Here is a 19,367-nt window from a genome sequence, read left to right as displayed (position 1 = left end):
CGGATTCAGCCGGTGGGGCGGGGCAGGGTCAGGACAGGTCGAACCGGTCCAGGTCCATGACCTTCGCCCAGGCGGCGACGAAGTCGGTCACGAACTTCGCCTTCGCGTCGTCGCTCGCGTAGACCTCGGCGAGCGCGCGCAGCTCGGAGTTGGAGCCGAAGACCAGGTCGGCGCGGGAGCCGGTCCAGCGGACCGCACCGGAGGCGTCGGTCCCCTCGAAGGTGTGGGCGTCCGGAGAGGTCGGCTGCCACGTCGTGCCCAGGTCGAGCAGGTTGACGAAGAAGTCGTTGGTGAGGGTGCCGGGGTTGTCCGTGAACACGCCGGTACGGGACTCCTGGTGGTTGGCGCCCAGCACGCGCAGGCCGCCGACGAGCACCGTCATCTCGGGGGCGCTCAGGGTCAGCAGGTTCGCCTTGTCGAGCAGCAGGTACTCGGCCGGCAGCCGGGTGCCCTTGCCGAGGTAGTTGCGGAACCCGTCGGCCTGCGGCTCCAGGGCGGCGAAGGACTCCACGTCGGTCTGCTCCTGCGAGGCGTCCACGCGGCCCGGGGTGAACGGCACCTCGACGTCGAAGCCCGCGTTCTTGGCCGCCTGCTCGACGGCCGCGCCGCCGGCCAGGACCACCAGGTCGGCGAGGGAGACCCGCTTGCCGCCGGTCTGGGCGGCGTCGAAGGACGCCTTGACGCCCTCCAGGGCGCGCAGCACGCCGGCCAGCCGGTCGGGCTCGTTGACCTCCCAGCCGCTCTGCGGCAGCAGGCGGATGCGGCCGCCGTTGGCGCCGCCGCGCTTGTCGCTGCCGCGGAACGAGGAGGCGGCGGCCCAGGCGGCGGAGACCAGCTGCGAGCCGGGCAGGCCCGCGTCGAGGATCCGGCGCTTGAGGTCGGCGGCGTCGGCCGCGTCGATCAGCTCGTGGTCGCGGGCCGGCAGCGGGTCCTGCCAGAGCAGTTCCTCGGCGGGGACCTCGGGGCCGAGGTAGCGGACGACCGGGCCCATGTCACGGTGGGTCAGCTTGTACCAGGCGCGGGCGAAGGCGTCCGCGAAGGCGTCCGGGTCGGCCAGGAAGCGGCGCGAGATCTGCTCGTACACCGGGTCGAAGCGGAGCGACAGGTCGGTGGTGAGCATGGTCGGGGCGTGGCTCTTCGACGGGTCGTGGGCGTCGGGGATGGTGCCCGCGCCGGCGCCGTCCTTGGCGACCCACTGGTGGGCGCCGGCCGGGCTCTCGGTGAGCTCGTACTCGTAGCCGAAGAGGTTCTCGAAGAAGCCGTTGCTCCACCGGGTGGGGGTGCTGGTCCAGGTCACCTCCAGGCCGGAGGTGATCGCGTCGGCGCCCTTGCCGGTGCCGTACGTGGAGGCCCAGCCGAGGCCCTGGGCCTCCAGCGGGGCGGCCTCGGGGTCGGCGCCGACGTGGTCCGCGGGGCCGGCGCCGTGGGTCTTGCCGAAGGTGTGGCCGCCGGCGATGAGGGCGACGGTCTCCTCGTCGTTCATGGCCATGCGGCGGAAGGTCTCGCGGATGTCGCGGGCCGCGGCGATCGGGTCCGGGTTGCCGTTGGGGCCCTCCGGGTTGACGTAGATCAGGCCCATCTGGACGGCGCCGAGCGGGCTCTCCAGCTCGCGGTCGCCGGTGTAGCGCTGGTCGTCGAGCCAGGTGGTCTCGGGGCCCCAGTAGACGTCCTCGTCCGGCTCCCAGACGTCGGGGCGGCCGCCGCCGAAGCCGAAGGTCTTGAAGCCCATCGACTCCAGGGCCACGTTGCCGGCGAGGACCATGAGGTCGGCCCAGGAGAGGCTCTGGCCGTACTTCTTCTTGACCGGCCACAGCAGGCGGCGGGCCTTGTCGAGGTTGGCGTTGTCCGGCCAGCTGTTGAGCGGGGCGAAGCGCTGCTGGCCGGCGCCGGCGCCGCCGCGGCCGTCGCTGATCCGGTAGGTGCCGGCGCTGTGCCAGGCCATGCGGATCATGAAGGGGCCGTAGTGGCCGAAGTCGGCCGGCCACCAGTCCTGCGAGGTGGTGAGCACCTCGGCGATGTCCTGCTTGACGGCCGGCAGGTCGAGGGTCCGGAAGGCCGCCGCGTAGTCGAACTCCTCGCCGAGCGGGTTCGCCACGGCGGGGTTCTTGGCGAGGATCTTCAGGTTGAGCCGCTCCGGCCACCACTGGCGGTTGCCGCCACCCTGCGTGGGGTGGGGGGCGCGCCCGTGGACGACCGGGCAGCCGCCTGTGCCCTCCGCCGTCGCGGCGATGTCTGCGTCGTGCTTCTCGGACATGAAACGAATTCCTTCCGAACTTAGCGGATCTCGGAGCTCGGGAACTGAGGGCGATGGGACAGTCCGGGCACAGTCCACAGTAGGTGACCGGGGTCACAAACGAGAGCGAAGCCGTGGTCGTGTGGCACCCGGTCGCTCCTCGTACTCGGTCTCGTTCTGTTCCTTGGCTGCCACCGGATGCGATCCTACGATGGACAGATTCCAAGTCAATACGACAACAAGACCCGTACGGAATCACTCTTCGGACATCTCAGCGTGAGGCTGGTGACCATGAGCAACCTGCTCGAACGGCTCCGCGGACGCGGCTGGCGGATGACCGCCCAGCGCCGCGTGGTCGCCGAGGTGCTGGACGGCGAGCACATCCACCTGACCGCGGACGAGGTGCTGGCCCGGGCCTCCGCACGGCTTCCGGAGATCTCCCGGGCGACCGTCTACAACACCCTGGGCGAGCTGGTCTCGCTCGGCGAAGTGATGGAGCTGCCCGGGGACGGCCGCGCCAAGCGGTACGACCCGAACGCCCACCGCCCGCACCACCACCTGGTCTGCTCGGGCTGCGGCGCGATCCGCGACGTCCACCCCGACGGCGATCCGCTGGCCGCCCTGCCCGCCGCGGAACGCTTCGGCTTCTCCGTCTCCGCCGCCGAGGTCACCTACCGCGGGCTCTGCCCGGTCTGCGCGGCCCCCTGACGGCAGGCTCGCGCGCGGGCACGCGGAAGGGGCGGCCCCGGGTCCTGTCCGGACCGGGGCCGCCCCTTCGCGGGTGCGAGGCACTGCGCCTGCGTCAGCCCTGGCCGTCGGCGTCGGGCGTCAGGCGCAGGGAGATGGAGTTGATGCAGTAGCGCTGGTCGGTGGGGGTGCCGTAGCCCTCGCCCTCGAAGACGTGGCCGAGGTGGGAGCCGCAGCGGGCGCAGCGGACCTCGGTGCGGACCATGCCGTGCGAGGTGTCCGCGAGGAGTTCGACGGCGTCGCTGTCCTTCGGGTCGTAGAAGGACGGCCAGCCGCAGTGCGAGTCGAACTTGGTGTCGGAGCGGAACAGCTCGGCGCCGCAGGCGCGGCAGGAGTAGACGCCGGCGGTCTTGGTGTCCGTGTACTCACCGCGGAAGGCCGGCTCGGTGCCCGCCAGCCGCAGCACCTGGTACTCCGAAGGGGTGAGCTCCGCCTGCCACTGCTCGTCGGGCTTCTCGATCTCGTACGGCATGACGGCTGCTCCCTCAGTTCGCCAGACGGGCCAGGATGGCCGGGCCCAGGTCGGTCACGTCGCCCGCACCCATGGTGAGAACGAGGTCGCCGGGCTTCGCCATTCCCGCGATCACGTCCGGGACGGCGCCCTTGTCGTGCTCGGGGGCGGTGTCCGCGCCGGCCTGCCGGGCCGCGTCGATGATGATCTCGCTGGTGATGCCGGGGACCGGGTCCTCGCGGGCCGGGTAGATGTCCAGGACCACGGAGGAGTCGGCGAGCGCCAGGGCCCGGCCCATCTCGGTGCCCAGCTCCTGGGTGCGGGAGAACAGGTGGGGCTGGAAGACCACCAGGATCCGGGCGTCGCCGGCCGCGCCGCGGATGGCCTCCAGGTCGGCGGTCATCTCGGTCGGGTGGTGCGCGTACGAGTCGATGACCTGCACGCCGGCCGCCTCGCCCTTGAGCTGGAGGCGGCGCTTCACGCCGGTGTACTTGCCGAGGGCGGCGGCCAGCTCGGCGGCCGGGACGCCCAGGGCGGAGCCCGCGACCAGCGCCGCGACGGCGTTGTGCGCGTAGTGGCGGCCGGGCACGGAGACCGTGAAGGTCAGCGGGCTGCCGTCGAGGACCACGGTGACCTCACTGGTCAGGCCGCGCGGGACGACCTGGAGGACGCGGACGTCGGCGGTCTCGCTCTCGCCGTAGGTGACGACCTTGACGTCCTGGGCGGCGCGGACCCGGCGGGTCAGCTCGACGGCGCCGTCCTGGTCGGCGGAGACGACCAGGGTGCCACCGGGCACGACCTTGCCGACGAAGGTCTCGAAGGACTCGTGGATCTCGTCCATCGAGGCGTAGTTGGCGTGGTGGTCCAGCTCGGTGTTGAGGACGATCGCGACCTCGGGGGCGTACGTGTGGAAGGAGCGGTCGCTCTCGTCCGCCTCGGCCACGAAGATCTCGCCGGTGCCGTGGTGGGCGTTGGAGCCCGGCGCGTCCAGGTCGCCGCCGATGGCGTACGAGGGGTCCAGGCCGAGCGCCGACAGCGAGACGGCCAGCATCGAGGTGGTGGTCGTCTTGCCGTGGGTGCCGGCGACCGCGATCGGGCGGGTGCCGGTCATCAGGGCGGCCAGGGCGTCCGAGCGGTGCACGACCGGAATGCCCAGCTCGGCGGCGCGGGCCAGCTCGGGGTTGTCCGCACGGATGGCGCTGGAGACGACGACGCAGCTGGCGTCGTCGGCGAGGTGGCCGGCAGCGTGCCCGATGTGGACCGTCGCCCCGAAGGTGCGCAGCGCCTCCGCGGTGGCGGACTCGCGCGAGTCGCTGCCCGCCACCTTCGCTCCCCGCTGCGCGAGGATCTTCGCGATTCCGGACATGCCGGCGCCGCCGATGCCGATGAAGTGGGGCCGGTCCATGGCGGTCGGCAGGCCGAGTGTCATGCGTGTGTCTCCCGAGGGCGTGCCCGAAGGCGTGGTGCGGGCGGTGCCCCGGAACGGGACACCTACCCCCGCAGCCTATTCGTTCTCGTTGTGGGCGAAGAGCTTGAGCACGGGAACCCCCACTTTGTGGCGGGCCCGGGAGGCCCAGTCCCGGTGGAAGAACTCCTCCACGAAGTGCGGCGCCGTCAGCACGATCACCTCGTCGGCGCCGGTCTCCTCCACGACCGCCCTGAGCCGGTCCAGCGGGTGGTCCTCGACGATGTGCCCCACCGCCGAGTGGTTGCGTGCGCGCAGCGCCCGGAGCGAGTGCTCCAGGGACTGCGCGGCCGGGCCGAGCGCCTCGGCGCCTTCCGGTTCGTCGCCCTCCCGGATCGCCTCGGGGAGCTCGCCGAGCGCGACGTCGTCGATGGCGCGCAGCAGCCGGTCCCGGTCGCCCCGGGGCTGCAGCAGCACGACGAAGGAGACGGGGTCGTCTCCGTGCAGGGTCGTGACGAAGTCCACGTCTACGGATGTCAGAGGCTTCTCGATCATCAATACGCTCGTGAACACGGACGCCCTCTCGTTTTCATGGGCCGTGGGCCCCTGCGGAAACCATCCTGCCCCGCTGGCGCACGGGGCCGGTGCAGGTAAGTGTGCCCAGCCGGAGAAAAGCGGAACGGTAAATTCCGCAACGTGTCAGCTCCGACGGTAACGGGTGAACAGGAACCCGGCCTCCTCCAGCAGCCCGGCGAGTTCCAGCCGGGCCGGCACCGCCAGGGAGGGCCCCCCGGCGATCCGCTGCGCGTCGCCCGCGGTCAGGGTCGGCGACACCGTCAGGCACAGCTCGTCGAGCACCCCGGCCGCGATGAACTGGCCCAGCAGCCGCGGCCCGCCCTCGGTGAGCTGGCGCCGCAGCCCCCGCCCGGCGAGGGCGGTCACCGCCCGGGCCGGGTCCACCCCGGCGCCGTCCCCGGCGAACAGCACCTCGGCGCCCGCCGTCCGCGCCCCGGCCACCCGGTCCGCGGGGGCCGCCGCACCGGTCAGAACCAGGGTGGGCACCAGCGGGGAGGTGAACAGGGGCAGCGAGAAGTCCAGGTCCAGGCTCGCGCTGACCACGGCGATGGCGGGGGCCGGGCCCTGGCCGGCGGCCGCTCGGCGGGCGGCGAAGGCCTCCCGGGCCCGGGCCGGCCGGTAACCCTCCAGGCGAACCGTTTCCGCACCGACGACGACCACATCGGCCAGCGCCCGCAGGGTGCCGAAGATCCGCATGTCTGTGTCGCTGGAGATCGGCTGGGAGCGGCCCTCGTGCTGGGCGGCACCGTCCAGCGAGGAGACCATGTTGCCCCGCAGCCAGTGCCCGTCCGCCGCCTGCGCGGGGTAGGCGTAGGCCTCGGCCAGCTCGTCCAGGGACCACTCCCGGTCGGACTCGGCGGATGTCTGATCGGTCACAGGGAACAGGCGTCGCATGCGAGGCAGTGTGGCATGCGGCGTAAAGTTGAGGGCTGTGTCGACATCTCTCACCGCGTCCTCCGGGGCCCTCGCCACCGGTCCGGAGCCCATAGCCGAGGCGGGCCCGCAGTCCCTGTGCGCCCGCGAGCCGTACGTACCCGCCGAACGGCTGGTCGCGGAGATGGTGCCGCCACCGCGGTTCGACGGCGTGCGCTTCGACACGTACAACCCGGACCCGAACCAGCCGAGCCAGGCGCAGGCCGTCACCACCCTGAGCACGTTCGCCGCCGGCCTCGGCGGGGCGCACGCGAGCGGCACGGCCAAGCGGCGCTGGTTCTCGAAGAAGCCGGCCGCGCCCGCCGGTCCGCGCGGGGTCTACCTCGACGGCGGCTACGGCGTCGGCAAGACCCACCTGCTCGCCTCGCTCTGGCACGCCACCCCGGCCGCACCCGAGTACAAGGCGTTCGGCACCTTCGTCGAGCTGACGAACCTGGTCGGTGCCCTCGGCTTCCAGCAGACCGTGCAGACCCTCGGCGGGCACCGGCTGCTGTGCATCGACGAGTTCGAGCTCGACGACCCGGGCGACACCGTCCTCGTCTCCAGCCTGCTGCGCAAGCTGGTCGAATCGGGCGTCGCGCTGGCCGCCACCTCGAACACGCTGCCGGGCAAGCTGGGCGAGGGCCGGTTCGCCGCGGTGGACTTCCTGCGCGAGATCCAGGGCCTGTCCGCCCACTTCCGGCCGCTGCGCATCGACGGCGAGGACTACCGGCACCGCGGGCTGCCCGAGGCCCCGGCCCCGTACAGCGACGAGCAGGTGGCCAAGGCCGCGTACGCGACCCCCGGCGCCACCCTCGACGACTTCCCGGGGCTGCTGGCCCACCTCGCCCGGGTGCACCCGAGCCGCTACAGCGCGCTCACCGAGGACATATCCGCGGTCTGCCTCACCGATGTGCAGGCGGTGCCGGACCAGTCCACCGCGCTGCGCCTGGTGGTCCTCGCCGACCGTCTGTACGACCGGGAGATACCGGTGCTGGCGTCGGGCGTGCCGTTCGACCGCCTGTTCAGCGAAGAGATGCTGAACGGCGGGTACCGAAAGAAGTACTTCCGCGCCATCTCGCGGCTCACCGCGCTCGCCCGCGACGCAAAGGGGCTGGTGTCCCAGTAGGTTGGGCCGGTCGGGCCAACACCGGCCCGGCCGAACAGCCTTGAAGGGATCCATCATGGCCGCCACGCGTCATGCACACGCTGTCTGGGAAGGCGATCTGCTGGGGGGCAAGGGCGAGGTGACCCTCGACTCCTCGGGCCTCGGCACGTACGCCGTCTCCTGGCCGGCCCGCACCGACGAGGAGGCGAACGGGCGCACCAGCCCGGAGGAGCTCATCGCCGCCGCGCACTCCAGCTGCTACAACATGGCCTTCTCCAACGTGCTGGCCAAGGCCGGGCACGCGCCGGCGCGGCTGAACACCAAGGCCGCGGTGACCTTCGTGCCCGGCCAGGGCATCACCGGCAGCCACCTGACCGTCGAGGGCGAGGTGCCCGGCATCAGCGAGGAGGACTTCCTCGCCGCGGCCGAGGACGCCAAGAAGAACTGCCCGGTCAGCCAGGCCCTGACCGGTACGACGATCACGCTGAGCGCCAAGCTCGTCTGACGCCGGGGGCGGCGACACCCCGCGGGGGTGCGGCCCGCATGGTTCCCCACGCCGCAGGCACGTGGTACCACATGCGGGTCACATCTCCTTTCCACCCCCCGGGGAGTTGTTGCCTGATGTCCGCGACCCGCCGTCAGATCCTCACCGGTACGGGGGCCGTCGCCTCCGTCGCCTTCGCCGGGGCCCTCGGCGAACTGTTCACGGGAGCCGCGAGCGCCGCCGTTCCGGGCCGCGCTCCGGCCGTCGCCGGGTACGGGCCGCTGCTGCCGGATCCGGCCGGACTGCTCGACCTGCCCGCCGGGTTCCGCTACCGGGTGCTGTCCCGGTCGGGCGACCCGATGCGGTCGGGCGAGGGCCGGGTGCCGCAGAACTGCGACGGGATGGCGGCCTTCGCGGGCGGCCGCGGCCGGGTGCGGCTGGTGCGCAACCACGAGAACCGGGCCACCGCCGCGCTGCGCGTCCCGCCGGTGCCGGGGCTCACCTACGACCCGGGGGCCCGGGGCGGCTGCACCGTCCTGGAGCTGGACGCGGACGGCGCGGTCACCGGGGAGCGGGTGGGCGTCGCGGGCACGGCCGTGAACTGCGCGGGCGGCCCGACGCCCTGGCGGACCTGGCTGACCTGCGAGGAGACCGAGGACCTGGCCGGCACCGGCGACTACGTGCGGGACCACGGCTTCGTGTTCGAGGTGGACCCGGCCGATCCGCGGCGCAGCGGCGCGGTCCCGCTGACGGCCCTGGGGCGGTTCGCCCACGAGGCGGTGGCGGTGGATCCGCACAGCGGGATCGTGTACGAGACCGAGGACGCGTTCGTGAAGCCGTTCGGGCTGTTCTACCGCTTCCTGCCGGACCGGCCGTGCGGCGGGCTGGGCTCGCTGCGGGCGGGCGGGGCGCTGGAGGCGCTGCGGGTGCGGGACGTGCCGGACCTGTCGGCGGTGCGGGAGCCGGGGGCGCAGTTCCGGGTGGAGTGGGTGCCGGTGCCGGATCCGATGGCGGTGGGCACGCCGATCCGGTTCCAGGACTTCGGGCGGGGCGGCATCACGCACGCGCAGAAGCTGGAGGGCTGCTATTGGAGCGGCGGCGCGGTGTACTTCGTGTCCTCGTTCGCGCGCAGCCGGGAGGGGGCGGCGGCGGACCACTCCGGGCAGGTGTGGAGGTACGAGCCGAAGCGGGGGCGGCTGACGCTGGCGGTGGTGTTCGGGCCGGCCTCCGACGTGCAGCTGCCCGGGGAGTCGCCCGACAACATCTGCCTGGCGCCGGGGGGCGGGCTGATGGTGTGCGAGGACGGGAGCGGGCTGCAGCACGTGTACGGGGTCTCCCCGCGCGGCGAGGTGTACGCGGTGGCCCGCAATGCGCACAACATCGGGACGCCGGCCGAACCGGACTACGGCGAGTTCGCCGGTGTCACCTTCTCCCCCGACGGCTCGACGATGTACGTCAACTGCTACGCCCCCGGCACCACCTTCGCCGTGACGGGCCCCTGGCGCTGACCCGGGGGCCGCAGGGAGTGCCGTAGCGGTGGGGTCGGCGGATTGTCATATATGTTTCTGGTGTGACCATTTCTGTACGAAGGGTGGTCGCCGCGGCATTGCTCGGCGCCACCCTGGCCGGCTGCTCCGGCGGCACCGGTCCCGCCGAAACCAGGACCGCGGCAAGCCGGAAGCCCCCGGCCCCCGGCACGTCCCCCAAGGCTGCCGCCCCCGCAGAACCCGCCGAGCCCCCTGCCAGGCCCCCCACCATGGCCCCCGGCCCGGCCGGTCTCACCCCGGTGTTCGAGCGCGCCGCCGGCACCACCGACAAGACCGTCGCCCTCACCTTCGACGCCGACATGACGGCCGACCAGGGCCCCCGCGCCGCCGCAGGCGAGCGTTTCGACAACCCGCAGCTCATCGCGGCACTGCGCAGCCTGAAGGTGCCGTCGACGGTGTTCATGACCGGCCGCTGGGCGGAGGAGTACCCCGACCAGGCCCGCGCCATCGGCACCGACCCGAACTTCGAGATCGCCAACCACTCGTACAGCCACCACGCCTTCAAGAGCCCCTGCTACGGGCTGCCTGCGCTGGACGGGGCGGCGGCCCGGGCCGATGTGGACCGCGCCTTCGAGGCGTTCCGGACGGCCGGCGCCCGCAACGTCGTCCCCTACTTCCGCTTCCCCGGCGGCTGCTACGACGACGCAGCGCTGCGCGCCCTGTCCACGGCGCGGGTCACCGCCGTGCAGTGGGACGTGGTCAGCGGGGACGCGTTCGCGAAGGACCCGGGCCCGGTGGCGCAGCAGGTCCTGGACGGGGTGAAGCCCGGCTCGGTGGTGGTGATGCACTGCACGCGCAGTGCGGCCCCCACCACCGAGCAGGCGATCCGGCGGATCGTGCCGGAACTCCGGGCCCGCGGCTACCGCTTCGTCAAGGTGTCCGAGCTGATCGGCCGCTGAGAGCCGGCGGCGGTCAGCTCGTGGCCGGCCGCTCGACGAGCTCGCTCGGCCGGACGATGACGAAGCCCTCGCCCTGGAGCATCAGCTGGACGGCCTCGCCGGAGCCGCCGCGGATCATCGAGCCGACGGACTGCGAACGGTGCAGGCCGGTGCTGAGCTGGGCGCTCCAGCCGACCACCGCGTCGGTGTCCACGTACACCGGCAGCTGCGGGGTGACGGGGATGACGATGGGGCTGCCGTCGCAGATCACGGCCAGCTTTCCCTGACCGGTGAAGACGCTGTTGAACAGGCCGCCGCCCACCATGCCGCCGCCCTTGACCGTCTTTATCTCGTAGGACAGGGTCGGGTCGAAGCACAGCACGTTGCGGCCGTTGATGGTGAGGGCGTCGCCCGGCTCGATGTCGACGATGAAGCAGTTGGCCGCCTCGTGCGCGAACCAGGCCTCGCCCTGGCCGCGGACGGCCATCAGCGGCAGGCCCTCGCCGGTGACGGCGCGCTTGAGCATGCCGCCGATGCCCTGGCCCTTGCGCTCGAACTGGAGGTTGCCGCGGTAGGCGATCATCGAGCCCTGCCGGGCCAGCATCTCGCCGTTCACCGCGTACTTGACGGACTTGGCGTTCTGCAGGGTCATCCCGGGGGCGGTGGCCTGCTGCGCCAGGTTCTCGGAGGAAAAAAGGTCGCTCTTCATCCTGCGATCTAAGCGCGGGCGGGGGCGGCCGGACAACAGCCCGGCCACCCCCGGGCGTGTCACGGCCCCGCCCGGGCGGCTGGCATCCTTGACCGGATGAGCAGCAGCCAGGACATGAGAGCCAGCTTCCGGGACGAGGCCCCGCAGTACGTACTGCCGCTGGTGGTGCGGATCGAGAAGGCGGAACCCCCGGCCCGCACCGACGCGCTGGAGACGGCCGCGCGGGCGGTGCTGGTGCTGCTCGCGGACGAACGGGCGCGCGGCGAGGGCGAGTGGGCCGAGGAGGTGCGCGCCTGGCAGGACGCCCGGATCCGCAAGGTGGTGCGCCGGGCCCGCGGCGCCGAGTGGCGCAAGGCGGCCGCGCTGCCGGGCATCACGGTGCCCGGCGAGCGGGCGGAGGTGCGGGTGTTCCCGCCGGTGCCGCTGGACGGCTGGCCCAAGGAGCTGGCCAAGCTCCAGGTGTCCGGGACCGACCTGGACGACCCGGAGCCGGTCCCGCCGGTGCCGGCGCAGCGGCCGGTGCTGTGGCTGAACCCGGACCTCGGCATGTCGGCGGGCAAGGCGATGGCCCAGGCCGGGCACGGCGCCCAGCTGGCCTGGTGGGAGCTGACCGGGGCGGAGCGGGCGGCCTGGCGGGAGTCCGGCTTCGCGCTGGCCGTGCGGACGGCCCCGCGGGAGCGGTGGGAGCAGCTGTCCGCGAGCGGGCTGCCGGTGGTGCGCGACGCCGGTTTCACGGAGATCGCGCCCGGCTCGTGCACGGTCGTCGCGGACCATCCGGCGCTGCGGGCCCGGCTGGAACCTCAAATGTTCCTCTGAACGTCCCCACCTCCGGATTCACGGGGTGCCCGGCGGGTCATCACACCGGCACACGGAATCGGGGGAGGTACGAGCATGAAGCGGATGGACCGCCTGGGGGTGGGGATCGGCTGGCGCCCGGAGATCGCGGACGCGGTCGAGCGGCTGCCCGGTCTCGACTGGGTGGAGGTGGTGGCCGAGAACCTGTGCCCCGGCCACCTCCCGGAGTCACTCGTGCGGCTGCGCGAGCGCGGGGTCACGGTGGTGCCGCACGGCGTCTCGCTCGGGCTGGGCGGGGCGGACCGGCCGGACCCGGCACGGCTCGCGGCGCTGGCCGAGCGGGCGGTGGCGGTGGGGGCTCCGCTGGTGACCGAGCACATCGCGTTCGTCCGCGCGGGCGGGGAGCTGACCGCCTCCCCGCTGCTGGAGGCCGGGCACCTGCTGCCGGTGCCCCGCACCCGCGACGCCCTGGACGTGCTCTGCGAGAACGTCCGGATCGCCCAGGACGCACTGCCGGTGCCGCTGGCGCTGGAGAACATCGCGGCGCTGATCTCCTGGCCCGGCGAGGAACTGTCCGAGGGCCGCTTCCTGGCCGAGCTGGTGGAGCGTACCGGCGTACGGCTGCTGATCGACGTGGCGAACCTGCACACGAACCGGGTGAACCGCGGCGAGGACCCCCTCGCGGTGCTGGCCGCGCTGCCGCCGGAGGCGCTGGCGTACGTGCACGTGGCCGGCGGGACCGAGCGGGACGGCGTGTGGCACGACACGCACGCCCACCCGGTGCCGCCGCAGGTCCTCGACCTGCTCACGGCCCTCCGCGAGCGGCTGGACCCGCCGGGCGTGCTGCTGGAACGCGACGACGCGTTCCCGCCGGAGGCGGAGCTGGCCGCCGAACTGACGGCGGTCCGGGGGGCGCTGGCGCGGGGCGCGGAGGCTGCTCGGGCGGAGGCACCGGCGGAGGCACCGGCGGAGGCGGAGGCCGAAGCCGCTGCCGGGCCGGCGGCCGGGGCCGGGTCCCGGGAGCGGGTGGCCGTGGCGCAGACCGCGCTGCTGTCGGCGCTGGTGGCGGGGACTCCGGTGCCCGAGGGGTTCGATCCGGTGCGGGTCCGCGTGCAGGTGCGGGCGCTGGCCGGCAAGCGGGCCGATGTGGTCCGCAAGGTCGCGCCGGAGCTGCCCGGCATCCTGGGCGACGGCTACCGGGACGCCTTCCTCGGGTACGCCCGGACCCGGCCGATGACCGGCGGCTACCGCCGCGACGCGCTGGACTTCGCCGAGCACCTGCTCGTACACGGCCTGCCGGCGGACGCCGACGCCCGCCGTGACCTCACCCACTGGTGGCAGGACCGCACCGGACCCCGGCCGCCCGGCCGGATCCGCCGGCTGCGGCGCCGGGCCCGCACCCTCGTCGGGAGGTGGACGCCGTGAGCGGTCCGCTGATGTTCCTCGGTTTCGCCGTCTGGGCGGCGATCGCCGCCTCCACGCTGCTGCTCGGGATCGGCTCGGTCCGGGCCCGCTCCCGGCGGGCCTCCGGGTCGGACCCGGTGGTCCGGGACCTGTCCGAGGCCGCGTTCCTGACCGGCGGCCCGCGGCTGGTCGTCGACTCCGCGGTCGTCGCTCTCTGCCAGGACGGCCGGATGATGGTGGGCGGTCCCGGCATCGTCCAGGTCCGTCCGGGGGCCCGGGCCGCGGACCCGGTCCAGCGGGTGGTGCTCCGGACGTTCGAGGCGGGCCCGCACGGCTCGCTGGGGCTGCTGCGGCCGGCCGCGATGGCCGACCCGGTGGTCCAGGAGATCGGCGACGACCTCGCCGAGCGCGGCCTGCTGGCCCGGCCGGGCAGCGGTGACGCGTGGCGGCGGCGGGCGAAGGCGCAGATGTTCGCCTGCCTGCTCCTGCTGCCGGTGTCGTTCGCGCTGACCGTGGTCCAGGCGGCGAGTGCCGACCCGTTCACGGGCTTCGGGGTGCCGCCGCTGCTGGTGGTGGCGCCGGCCGCGATCCTCGGCCTGATCGCGGGCGGGGCGGTGTACGCCACGGCGGGGCGCCGGGTCACACCGGCGGGCCGGCGGGCGCTGAACGCGTACCGGGTCGCGCACCTGTCCTCCCGGGACCCGGTGGTGCTGGTCTCGCTGTTCGGACTGGCCCGGCTGCCCGACCCGGTGCTCCGGGCGCAGATGCTCCGCAGCCGCGACGACCGCGTCCCCGCGGCGCCGGTCCGCCGGACCCGCAGCCACTCGGCCGTGCCCTCGGACCACCGGACGGGAGCCGAGGCCGCGGTGGTCGTGTGGTGCGCGGCGAACGACCCCGGGCCGGGCACGGGCAGCGGCTGCGGCAGCAGCTCCGGCTCCTCGTGCGGCTCGTCCGGGTCCTCGTGCGGGTCCTCCGGATCCTCCGGATCCTCCGGGTCATCGTGCGGCTCGTCGTCCGGGTCGAGTTGCAGCAGCGGCTCCAGTTGCGGCAGTTCGTCCGGTTCGAGCTGCGGAAGCAGCAGTTCCTGATCACGGGTCCGTCACGAGCTGCTCACGCCTCGGCGGACACCTGAGGGGGCCGCGCCGGCGGCAGGTAGAACCACGGCATGTTCTGGGTCCTCTTCCTGCTCGTGTCCTGGGCCGGGGCGCTGTTCGCCTGCGGGCGGCTGCTGATCGCGGCCGGCGCGGCCGCCGAGCCCGCGCCCCGGGCCACCGTCCGGCACCACGGGGAACTGAGCCTCTACGAGGCCGCCTACCTTGCCGGCGGCCCGCAGCGGGTCGCCGTCCTCGCGCTGCTGTCGATGGCCCGGCAGGGCCGGCTGCTGCTCGCGCACACCGGCTGGGCGACCGTGGTCGACCCGGTGGGCCGCGATCCGCTGGAGCGGTCCCTGCTCGGCACGTTCGGCCCGGACGGCCAGTGCCCGGTCGCCTCGGTGCGCACCGCTGCGGCCGGCTGCCCGCCGGTGCGGGAGCTCGCCGAGCGGCTCGGCGCGGCCGGACTGGCCGTACCGGACGCCGTGCGCACCGGGTACGAGGAGGGGGTGCGGGCGGTGTGGGCGGCCACCGTGCTGATCCTCGTGCTGTCCGCGGTGGCGCTCTCCCAGCTGTCCGGCGCCGGCGCCGACCCGACGCTGGTGGCCTGCTGGTTCGCGCTGCCGCTGCTGCTGACGGTGTCCTGCCTGGCGATTTCGCGGTTCGAGGCCCGGCCGCACTCGCCGTGGGCGTCGCCGGCCGGCCAGCGGCTGCTGGTCGGTCTGGACCGGGACCGGCGGCAGGACCCGGCGGAGGGCGAGCTCGGGCTGCTGACGGCGGTGGCGGTCCGCGGGCCGTCGGCGGTGCCGGACCCGGGGCTGCGGGCGGCGCTGTCCTGCGGCCGGGGGAAGCGGCTGGTGCATCGGGGTCGTTGAGGCCGACACCCGGGGCCGCTCCTTTACTTCCCCTGAGGTTCCGTCAACCATCGCGGTCTGACGATCCGATGGTCCGACTGACGCTCGGAGGGTGCGGGATGCGGACGCTGGTACGGAGCGCGGCCGGCGCGACGGTGCTCTCCCTGGCCCTGGGCGCGCCCGCCCCCGCCACGGCCGCCGCTCCCCCCGCCCCCGCCGCTGCCGCCGCCTTGCAAGCCGCCGCCGAGCAGGCCGGTGCCGAGCGCGCCGCCCGCCGCGCGGCGACCGCCGGGCTGGCCTTCGGCCGCTGCCCGCTCGTGGAGGACCTGCCCGCGGAACTCCGCTGCGCGCGCCTGGAGGTGCCGCTCGACTACGCCCGTCCCGACGGCCGCCGGATCACGCTGACCGTCAGCCGGGTCCCCGCGTCCGGCCCGCCCGGCAGCCGCCAGGGCTCCCTGGTCTTCAACCCGGGCGGCCCCGGCGCCTCCGGCATGTGGTTCCCGGCGGTCGCGGAGCTGCCGCAGTGGCGGCGGACGGCGGCCGCGTACGACCTGGTGGGCTACGCCCCGCGCGGGGTCGGCCGGTCGGCCCCGCTGTCCTGCCGGGACCCGGCGGTGTCCGGCGCCTCCCCCACCCAGGTGCCGCCGCACCCCACGGCCGCCGAAAAGCAGCGCCGGACGGCGGCGGCACGGGCGTACGCGCAGGGCTGCGCGCGGCGCGCGGGCACGGCCCTCCCCCACTACACGACGCGGGCCAACGCCCGCGACCTGGACGTCCTGCGGGCCGCGCTGGGCGAGCCGCAACTGACCTTCATGGGCGCCTCGTACGGCACGTACCTCGGGGCGGTGTACGCGACCCTGTACCCGGGCCGGGTGCGGCGGATGGTGTTCGACTCGGCGGTGAACCCCGATCCGGCGCGGGTCTGGTACCTCAACAACCTCGACCAGTCACGGGCGTTCGAGCGGCGCTGGTTCGACTTCCGCGCCTGGGTGGCCCGGCACGATTCCGTGTACCGGCTGGGGCGCACCCCCGCGGCGGTACTGGCGAGCTACGAGAAGGTACGGGCGGCGGTGGCCCGGCGGCCGGCCGGCGGGCGGGTCGGCACCGGCGAACTCCAGGCCGCGTTCCTGAAGACGGCGTACCACGACGGCTTCTGGGCGGTGCGGGCGGCGGCGCTCAGCGCGTTCCTGGCGGGCGATCCGGGCCCGCTGGCGGAGCAGGCGGCGCCGTCCCCGCAGACGGCGGCCGAGGACGAGAACGCGACGGCCGTCTACACGGCGGTGCTGTGCAACGACGCACCCTGGCCGGCGGACTTCCGCCGGTGGGACCGGGACCATTCGGCGCTGGCGGCCGGGGCCCCGTTCGAGACCTGGGCCAACGCGTGGACGAACCTGCCGTGTGCGTACTGGCCGCACGGGCCGCGGCCGCGGCCGGTGGACGTGCGCACCGGGCCGGGGGCTCTCCCGCACACCCTGATCGTGGCGGCGGAGCGGGACGGGGCGACTCCGTATCCGGGGGCGTTGGAGCTGCAGCGCCGGCTGCACGGCGCGGCGCTGGTCACGGAGCGGCGGGCGGGCTCCCACGGGGTGGCCGGCGGGCTGAACGCGTGTGTGGACCGGCACGTGGAGCGGTATCTGCTCACGGGCCGCATCCCGGGATGGCGGGCGGCGTGTGCGCCGCATCCGGAGCCCGCACCGGTGTCGCTGGACCGCACGGCGGCAGCGCCCCCGCTGGGCGGGGGCGTGCTGGCGCCGGGCGTCTGAACTTCCGGGCGGGGTCCGGCTGCGTCGTTTCGGGGGCAGGGCCTCCCGATCCGCCGGAGGCCACTTGTGTCAGGAGTGGTCCTCCGGCCCGTCCCCCCAGGGGAGGTCTCAGGCGAGTCCGGCCACCAGGTCGGCGACGGACTTGCGGCGCCCGGTGAAGAAGGGGACCTCTTCGCGGACGTGCATGCGGGCCTCGGAGGCGCGCAGGTGACGCATCAGGTCGACGATCCGGTACAGCTCGTCGGCCTCGAAGGCCAGCAGCCACTCGTAGTCGCCCAGCGAGAAGGAGGCGACGGTGTTGGCGCGGACGTCCGGGAAGCCGCGGGCCATCTTGCCGTGGTCGGCGAGCATCCGGCGGCGGTCCTCGTCGGGCAGCAGGTACCAGTCGTACGAGCGGACGAAGGGGTACACGCTGACGTAGTCGCGGGCCACCTCGTCGGCCAGGAACGCCGGGATGTGCGACTTGTTGAACTCGGCGGGGCGGTGCAGCGCCATGTTCGACCAGACCGGCTCCAGCGCGCGCCCCAGCCGGGTGCGGCGGAACAGGTTGTACGCGGTCTGCAGCTCGTCGGCGGTCTCCGCGTGCCACCAGATCATGACGTCGGCGTCGGCGCGCAGGCCGGAGACGTCGTAGGTGCCGCGGACCGTGATGTCCTTGGCGGCGAGCTGGTCGAACAGCTCCTGCACCTCGTCGGCGAAGCCGGCGCGGTCCTCGGGGAGCACGTCCCGCAGCTTGAAGACAGACCACAGGGTGTAGCGGATGACCTCGTTGAGGTCCTTCGCCTTCTTCCCTGCGTTGGGGATCTTCTCGGGTGCAGTCATGTGCCTATTGTCCCGTGTCCGAATCGGTGCTCTTCGCCAGGGTGCCCAAGATCGCATCGGCGGCCTTCCGGGCGCTGCCGATCACGGCCGGGATGCCCACCCCGTCGTAGACCGCGCCGCACACCGCGAGGCCCGGTACGGCGGCCGCGCCGGCCCGGATCCGGGCCACCCGGGCGAGGTGGCCGACGGGGTACTGGGGCAGGCCGCCGTCCCAGCGGGTGACGGTGGCCGCCACCGGCTCCGCGGCCAGGCCGACGGCCTCGCCCAGGTCGGTGAGGGAGATGCCGACCAGTTCGCCGTCCTCGCGGGCGAGGTCGCGCTCGTCGCCGTGCCGGCCGACCGAGGTGCGCAGCAGGAACAGGTCGCCCCCGGCCTTCCCGGTCCAGGCCCACTTGTTGCTGGAGAAGGTGGAGGCCTTGATCGTCCGGCCGTCGACGGGCGGGACGAGGAATCCGCTGCCGGCGCCGGGGCCGGTGAGCGCGGCGGGCAGGTCGGTGCGGCGGAAGGCCATGGTGACCAGGGCCATGGAGGCGTACTCGACGGTGCGCAGCTCGGCCGCGGCGGCCGGGGCGGTGCCGGCGAGCAGCGCGGCGGCCGGGCCGGCGGGCACGGCGAGGACCACGGCGGCGGCTTCGAGGACCTCGCCGGCCGCGGTCACGGCCCGCCAGCCGTCGGCGGTGCGGGTCAGCTCGCGTACGGCGGTGCCGGTGCGCAGGTCGGCGCCCGCGGCCCGGCAGGCGGCGGCGACGGCCTGCGGCAGCCGGCCGATGCCCCCGTCGATGCCCTGGAAGACGGGGCCGGCCGCGCGGGGGGCCGCGGCGGCGGCGCGCTGGATCTCGCGGACGCCCTCGCCGAGGCTGCGGTGGGTGCGTGCGGCCTCGAACAGGTTCGGCACGGCGGCCCGCATCGAGATGCGGTAGGCGTCGCCGGCGTACACCCCGCCGAGGAGGGGTTCGACGAGCCGGTCGACGACCTCGCGGCCCAGCCGGGCGGCGACGTACGCGCCGACGGCGACGTCCTCGCCGATCTCGGTGGCGGGCAGTTCGGCGTCCTGCGCGGTGCGGCGCAGCCCCTCGTCGGTGAGCACGCCGGACGCGGCGAGCGGGGCGAGGTCGCCGGGGACGCCCATGACGTGGCCGGTGGGCATCGGGCGCAGGGCGCCGCGGGTCCACAGGGTGGCGGTGGCGGTGGCGGGCGGCTGGAGGGCGTCGCCGAGGCCGACGGCGCGGGCCAGTTCGACGGCTTCGGGGCGGCGGGCGAGCATCGACTCGGCGCCCAGGTCGACGGGCCGGCCTTCGAGTTCGCCGGCGTACAGCTTGCCGCCGAGCCGCCCGGAGGCCTCCAGCAGGGTCACCTGTGCACCGGCGCCGACCAGCCGGTGCGCGGCGGCGAGGCCGGCGATGCCGCCGCCGATCACGAGCACCCGGCCGGGCGCGCCGCCGGGGTCCGGCCGCCGGGTGGATTCCGTACGCACGTCCGCTTCTTGCATGGGTGCATCGTCTCATTTCCCGTACCGAGGCCGGACCGTGACCGGTTCGGGACCCGCGGACGGCAACCCGGCCCGGGGCTCTGTACGTCGAACCAGCAC

General features: G+C 74.3%; 18 protein-coding genes. 10 read left to right on the top strand and 8 right to left on the bottom strand.

Translation table 11 applies throughout. The features are described from left to right. Positions 1-28 precede the first annotated feature (28 nt). Positions 29-2,254, bottom strand: a complete 2,226-nt coding sequence (katG, locus tag LG634_RS12120; protein WP_226733744.1) for a catalase/peroxidase HPI — start codon at positions 2,252-2,254, stop codon at positions 29-31. A gap of 270 nt (positions 2,255-2,524) precedes the next feature. Here katG and LG634_RS12115 point away from each other — a divergent pair, with 270 nt between their 5' ends. After that, positions 2,525-2,941 (top strand): Fur family transcriptional regulator, encoded by a 417-nt coding sequence (locus LG634_RS12115; RefSeq protein ID WP_226733785.1) that lies wholly within the window; start codon positions 2,525-2,527, stop codon positions 2,939-2,941. A gap of 94 nt (positions 2,942-3,035) precedes the next feature. On the opposite strand, the gene msrB is transcribed toward LG634_RS12115, so the two are convergent. From msrB to LG634_RS12095, 4 genes are all read right to left on the bottom strand, one after another. Further along, positions 3,036-3,452 carry a peptide-methionine (R)-S-oxide reductase MsrB gene (gene msrB, locus LG634_RS12110; protein WP_226733743.1) on the bottom strand — a complete coding sequence of 139 codons (417 nt, stop codon included), beginning with the start codon at positions 3,450-3,452 and terminating at the stop codon, positions 3,036-3,038. A 13-nt stretch (positions 3,453-3,465) separates the two neighbouring features. Further along, positions 3,466-4,860, bottom strand: a complete 1,395-nt coding sequence (murC, locus tag LG634_RS12105) for a UDP-N-acetylmuramate--L-alanine ligase (RefSeq protein WP_226733742.1) — start codon at positions 4,858-4,860, stop codon at positions 3,466-3,468. Between the two features lie 75 nt (positions 4,861-4,935). Further along, positions 4,936-5,409, bottom strand: a complete 474-nt coding sequence (locus tag LG634_RS12100; protein WP_226733741.1) for an indole-3-glycerol phosphate synthase — start codon at positions 5,407-5,409, stop codon at positions 4,936-4,938. Positions 5,410-5,535: 126 nt separating this feature from the next. Further along, on the bottom strand, positions 5,536-6,306 hold the full coding sequence (locus LG634_RS12095; RefSeq protein ID WP_226733740.1) for a pyrimidine reductase family protein: 771 nt from the start codon (positions 6,304-6,306) through the stop codon (positions 5,536-5,538). Between the two features lie 37 nt (positions 6,307-6,343). Here LG634_RS12095 and zapE point away from each other — a divergent pair, with 37 nt between their 5' ends. The 4 genes from zapE to LG634_RS12075 all read left to right on the top strand — a co-directional run bounded on the left by zapE (position 6,344) and on the right by LG634_RS12075 (position 10,362). After that, positions 6,344-7,453: a cell division protein ZapE gene (gene zapE, locus LG634_RS12090; RefSeq protein WP_226733739.1), complete on the top strand. Its 1,110-nt coding sequence runs from the start codon at positions 6,344-6,346 to the stop codon at positions 7,451-7,453. 55 nt (positions 7,454-7,508) lie between these two features. Next, positions 7,509-7,937, top strand: coding sequence for an OsmC family protein (locus LG634_RS12085; RefSeq protein ID WP_226733738.1), 429 nt, complete (start codon positions 7,509-7,511; stop codon positions 7,935-7,937). 116 nt (positions 7,938-8,053) lie between these two features. Continuing rightward, the gene (locus LG634_RS12080; RefSeq protein WP_226733737.1) at positions 8,054-9,424 is read left to right on the top strand and encodes an alkaline phosphatase PhoX; all 1,371 of its coding nucleotides are present in this window, start codon (positions 8,054-8,056) and stop codon (positions 9,422-9,424) included. 62 nt (positions 9,425-9,486) lie between these two features. Beyond that, complete coding sequence (locus LG634_RS12075) at positions 9,487-10,362, top strand: polysaccharide deacetylase family protein (RefSeq protein ID WP_226733736.1); 876 nt, start codon at positions 9,487-9,489, stop codon at positions 10,360-10,362. Between the two features lie 13 nt (positions 10,363-10,375). On the opposite strand, the gene LG634_RS12070 is transcribed toward LG634_RS12075, so the two are convergent. Next, the gene (locus tag LG634_RS12070; protein ID WP_226733735.1) at positions 10,376-11,050 is read right to left on the bottom strand and encodes an AIM24 family protein; all 675 of its coding nucleotides are present in this window, start codon (positions 11,048-11,050) and stop codon (positions 10,376-10,378) included. A gap of 96 nt (positions 11,051-11,146) precedes the next feature. On the opposite strand from LG634_RS12070, the gene LG634_RS12065 reads away from it, so the two are divergent. The 5 genes from LG634_RS12065 (at position 11,147) to LG634_RS12045 (ending at position 16,957) form a co-directional block, all read left to right on the top strand. Continuing rightward, positions 11,147-11,866, top strand: a complete 720-nt coding sequence (locus LG634_RS12065) for an aminoacyl-tRNA hydrolase (RefSeq protein WP_226733734.1) — start codon at positions 11,147-11,149, stop codon at positions 11,864-11,866. Between the two features lie 75 nt (positions 11,867-11,941). Then, positions 11,942-13,270: an MbnB/TglH/ChrH family RiPP precursor modification enzyme gene (locus LG634_RS12060; RefSeq protein ID WP_226733733.1), complete on the top strand. Its 1,329-nt coding sequence runs from the start codon at positions 11,942-11,944 to the stop codon at positions 13,268-13,270. Further along, positions 13,267-14,337 (top strand): TIGR04222 domain-containing membrane protein, encoded by a 1,071-nt coding sequence (locus LG634_RS12055; protein ID WP_226733732.1) that lies wholly within the window; start codon positions 13,267-13,269, stop codon positions 14,335-14,337. The genes LG634_RS12060 and LG634_RS12055 overlap by 4 nt, the downstream gene beginning before the upstream one ends. Positions 14,338-14,414: 77 nt before the next feature. After that, positions 14,415-15,215, top strand: coding sequence for a TIGR04222 domain-containing membrane protein (locus LG634_RS12050; RefSeq protein ID WP_226733731.1), 801 nt, complete (start codon positions 14,415-14,417; stop codon positions 15,213-15,215). A gap of 98 nt (positions 15,216-15,313) precedes the next feature. After that, positions 15,314-16,957, top strand: a complete 1,644-nt coding sequence (locus LG634_RS12045) for an alpha/beta hydrolase (protein ID WP_226733730.1) — start codon at positions 15,314-15,316, stop codon at positions 16,955-16,957. Between the two features lie 108 nt (positions 16,958-17,065). On the opposite strand, the gene hemQ is transcribed toward LG634_RS12045, so the two are convergent. Beyond that, positions 17,066-17,779 (bottom strand): hydrogen peroxide-dependent heme synthase, encoded by a 714-nt coding sequence (gene hemQ / locus LG634_RS12040; RefSeq protein ID WP_226733729.1) that lies wholly within the window; start codon positions 17,777-17,779, stop codon positions 17,066-17,068. Between the two features lie 4 nt (positions 17,780-17,783). Continuing rightward, positions 17,784-19,268 carry a protoporphyrinogen oxidase gene (hemG, locus tag LG634_RS12035; RefSeq protein ID WP_372482414.1) on the bottom strand — a complete coding sequence of 495 codons (1,485 nt, stop codon included), beginning with the start codon at positions 19,266-19,268 and terminating at the stop codon, positions 17,784-17,786. Positions 19,269-19,367 lie beyond the last annotated feature (99 nt).

Source organism: Streptomyces bambusae (genome assembly GCF_020532645.1).
Lineage (GTDB): Bacteria > Actinomycetota > Actinomycetes > Streptomycetales > Streptomycetaceae > Streptomyces > Streptomyces bambusae.
Note: the sequence above shows the minus strand (reverse complement) of the source record. Positions and strands in the feature narration are given on the sequence as shown.

Coding starts and splice junctions, on each gene's coding strand:
- katG (WP_226733744.1), bottom strand. CDS start 2,254: ATGTCCGAGAAGCACGACGCAGACATCGCCGCGACGGCGGAGGGCACA.
- LG634_RS12115 (WP_226733785.1), top strand. CDS start 2,525: ATGAGCAACCTGCTCGAACGGCTCCGCGGACGCGGCTGGCGGATGACC.
- msrB (WP_226733743.1), bottom strand. CDS start 3,452: ATGCCGTACGAGATCGAGAAGCCCGACGAGCAGTGGCAGGCGGAGCTC.
- murC (WP_226733742.1), bottom strand. CDS start 4,860: ATGACACTCGGCCTGCCGACCGCCATGGACCGGCCCCACTTCATCGGC.
- LG634_RS12095 (WP_226733740.1), bottom strand. CDS start 6,306: ATGCGACGCCTGTTCCCTGTGACCGATCAGACATCCGCCGAGTCCGAC.
- LG634_RS12085 (WP_226733738.1), top strand. CDS start 7,509: ATGGCCGCCACGCGTCATGCACACGCTGTCTGGGAAGGCGATCTGCTG.
- LG634_RS12080 (WP_226733737.1), top strand. CDS start 8,054: ATGTCCGCGACCCGCCGTCAGATCCTCACCGGTACGGGGGCCGTCGCC.
- LG634_RS12070 (WP_226733735.1), bottom strand. CDS start 11,050: ATGAAGAGCGACCTTTTTTCCTCCGAGAACCTGGCGCAGCAGGCCACC.
- LG634_RS12065 (WP_226733734.1), top strand. CDS start 11,147: ATGAGCAGCAGCCAGGACATGAGAGCCAGCTTCCGGGACGAGGCCCCG.
- LG634_RS12060 (WP_226733733.1), top strand. CDS start 11,942: ATGAAGCGGATGGACCGCCTGGGGGTGGGGATCGGCTGGCGCCCGGAG.
- LG634_RS12050 (WP_226733731.1), top strand. CDS start 14,415: ATGTTCTGGGTCCTCTTCCTGCTCGTGTCCTGGGCCGGGGCGCTGTTC.
- LG634_RS12045 (WP_226733730.1), top strand. CDS start 15,314: ATGCGGACGCTGGTACGGAGCGCGGCCGGCGCGACGGTGCTCTCCCTG.
- hemQ (WP_226733729.1), bottom strand. CDS start 17,779: ATGACTGCACCCGAGAAGATCCCCAACGCAGGGAAGAAGGCGAAGGAC.
- hemG (WP_372482414.1), bottom strand. CDS start 19,268: ATGCAAGAAGCGGACGTGCGTACGGAATCCACCCGGCGGCCGGACCCC.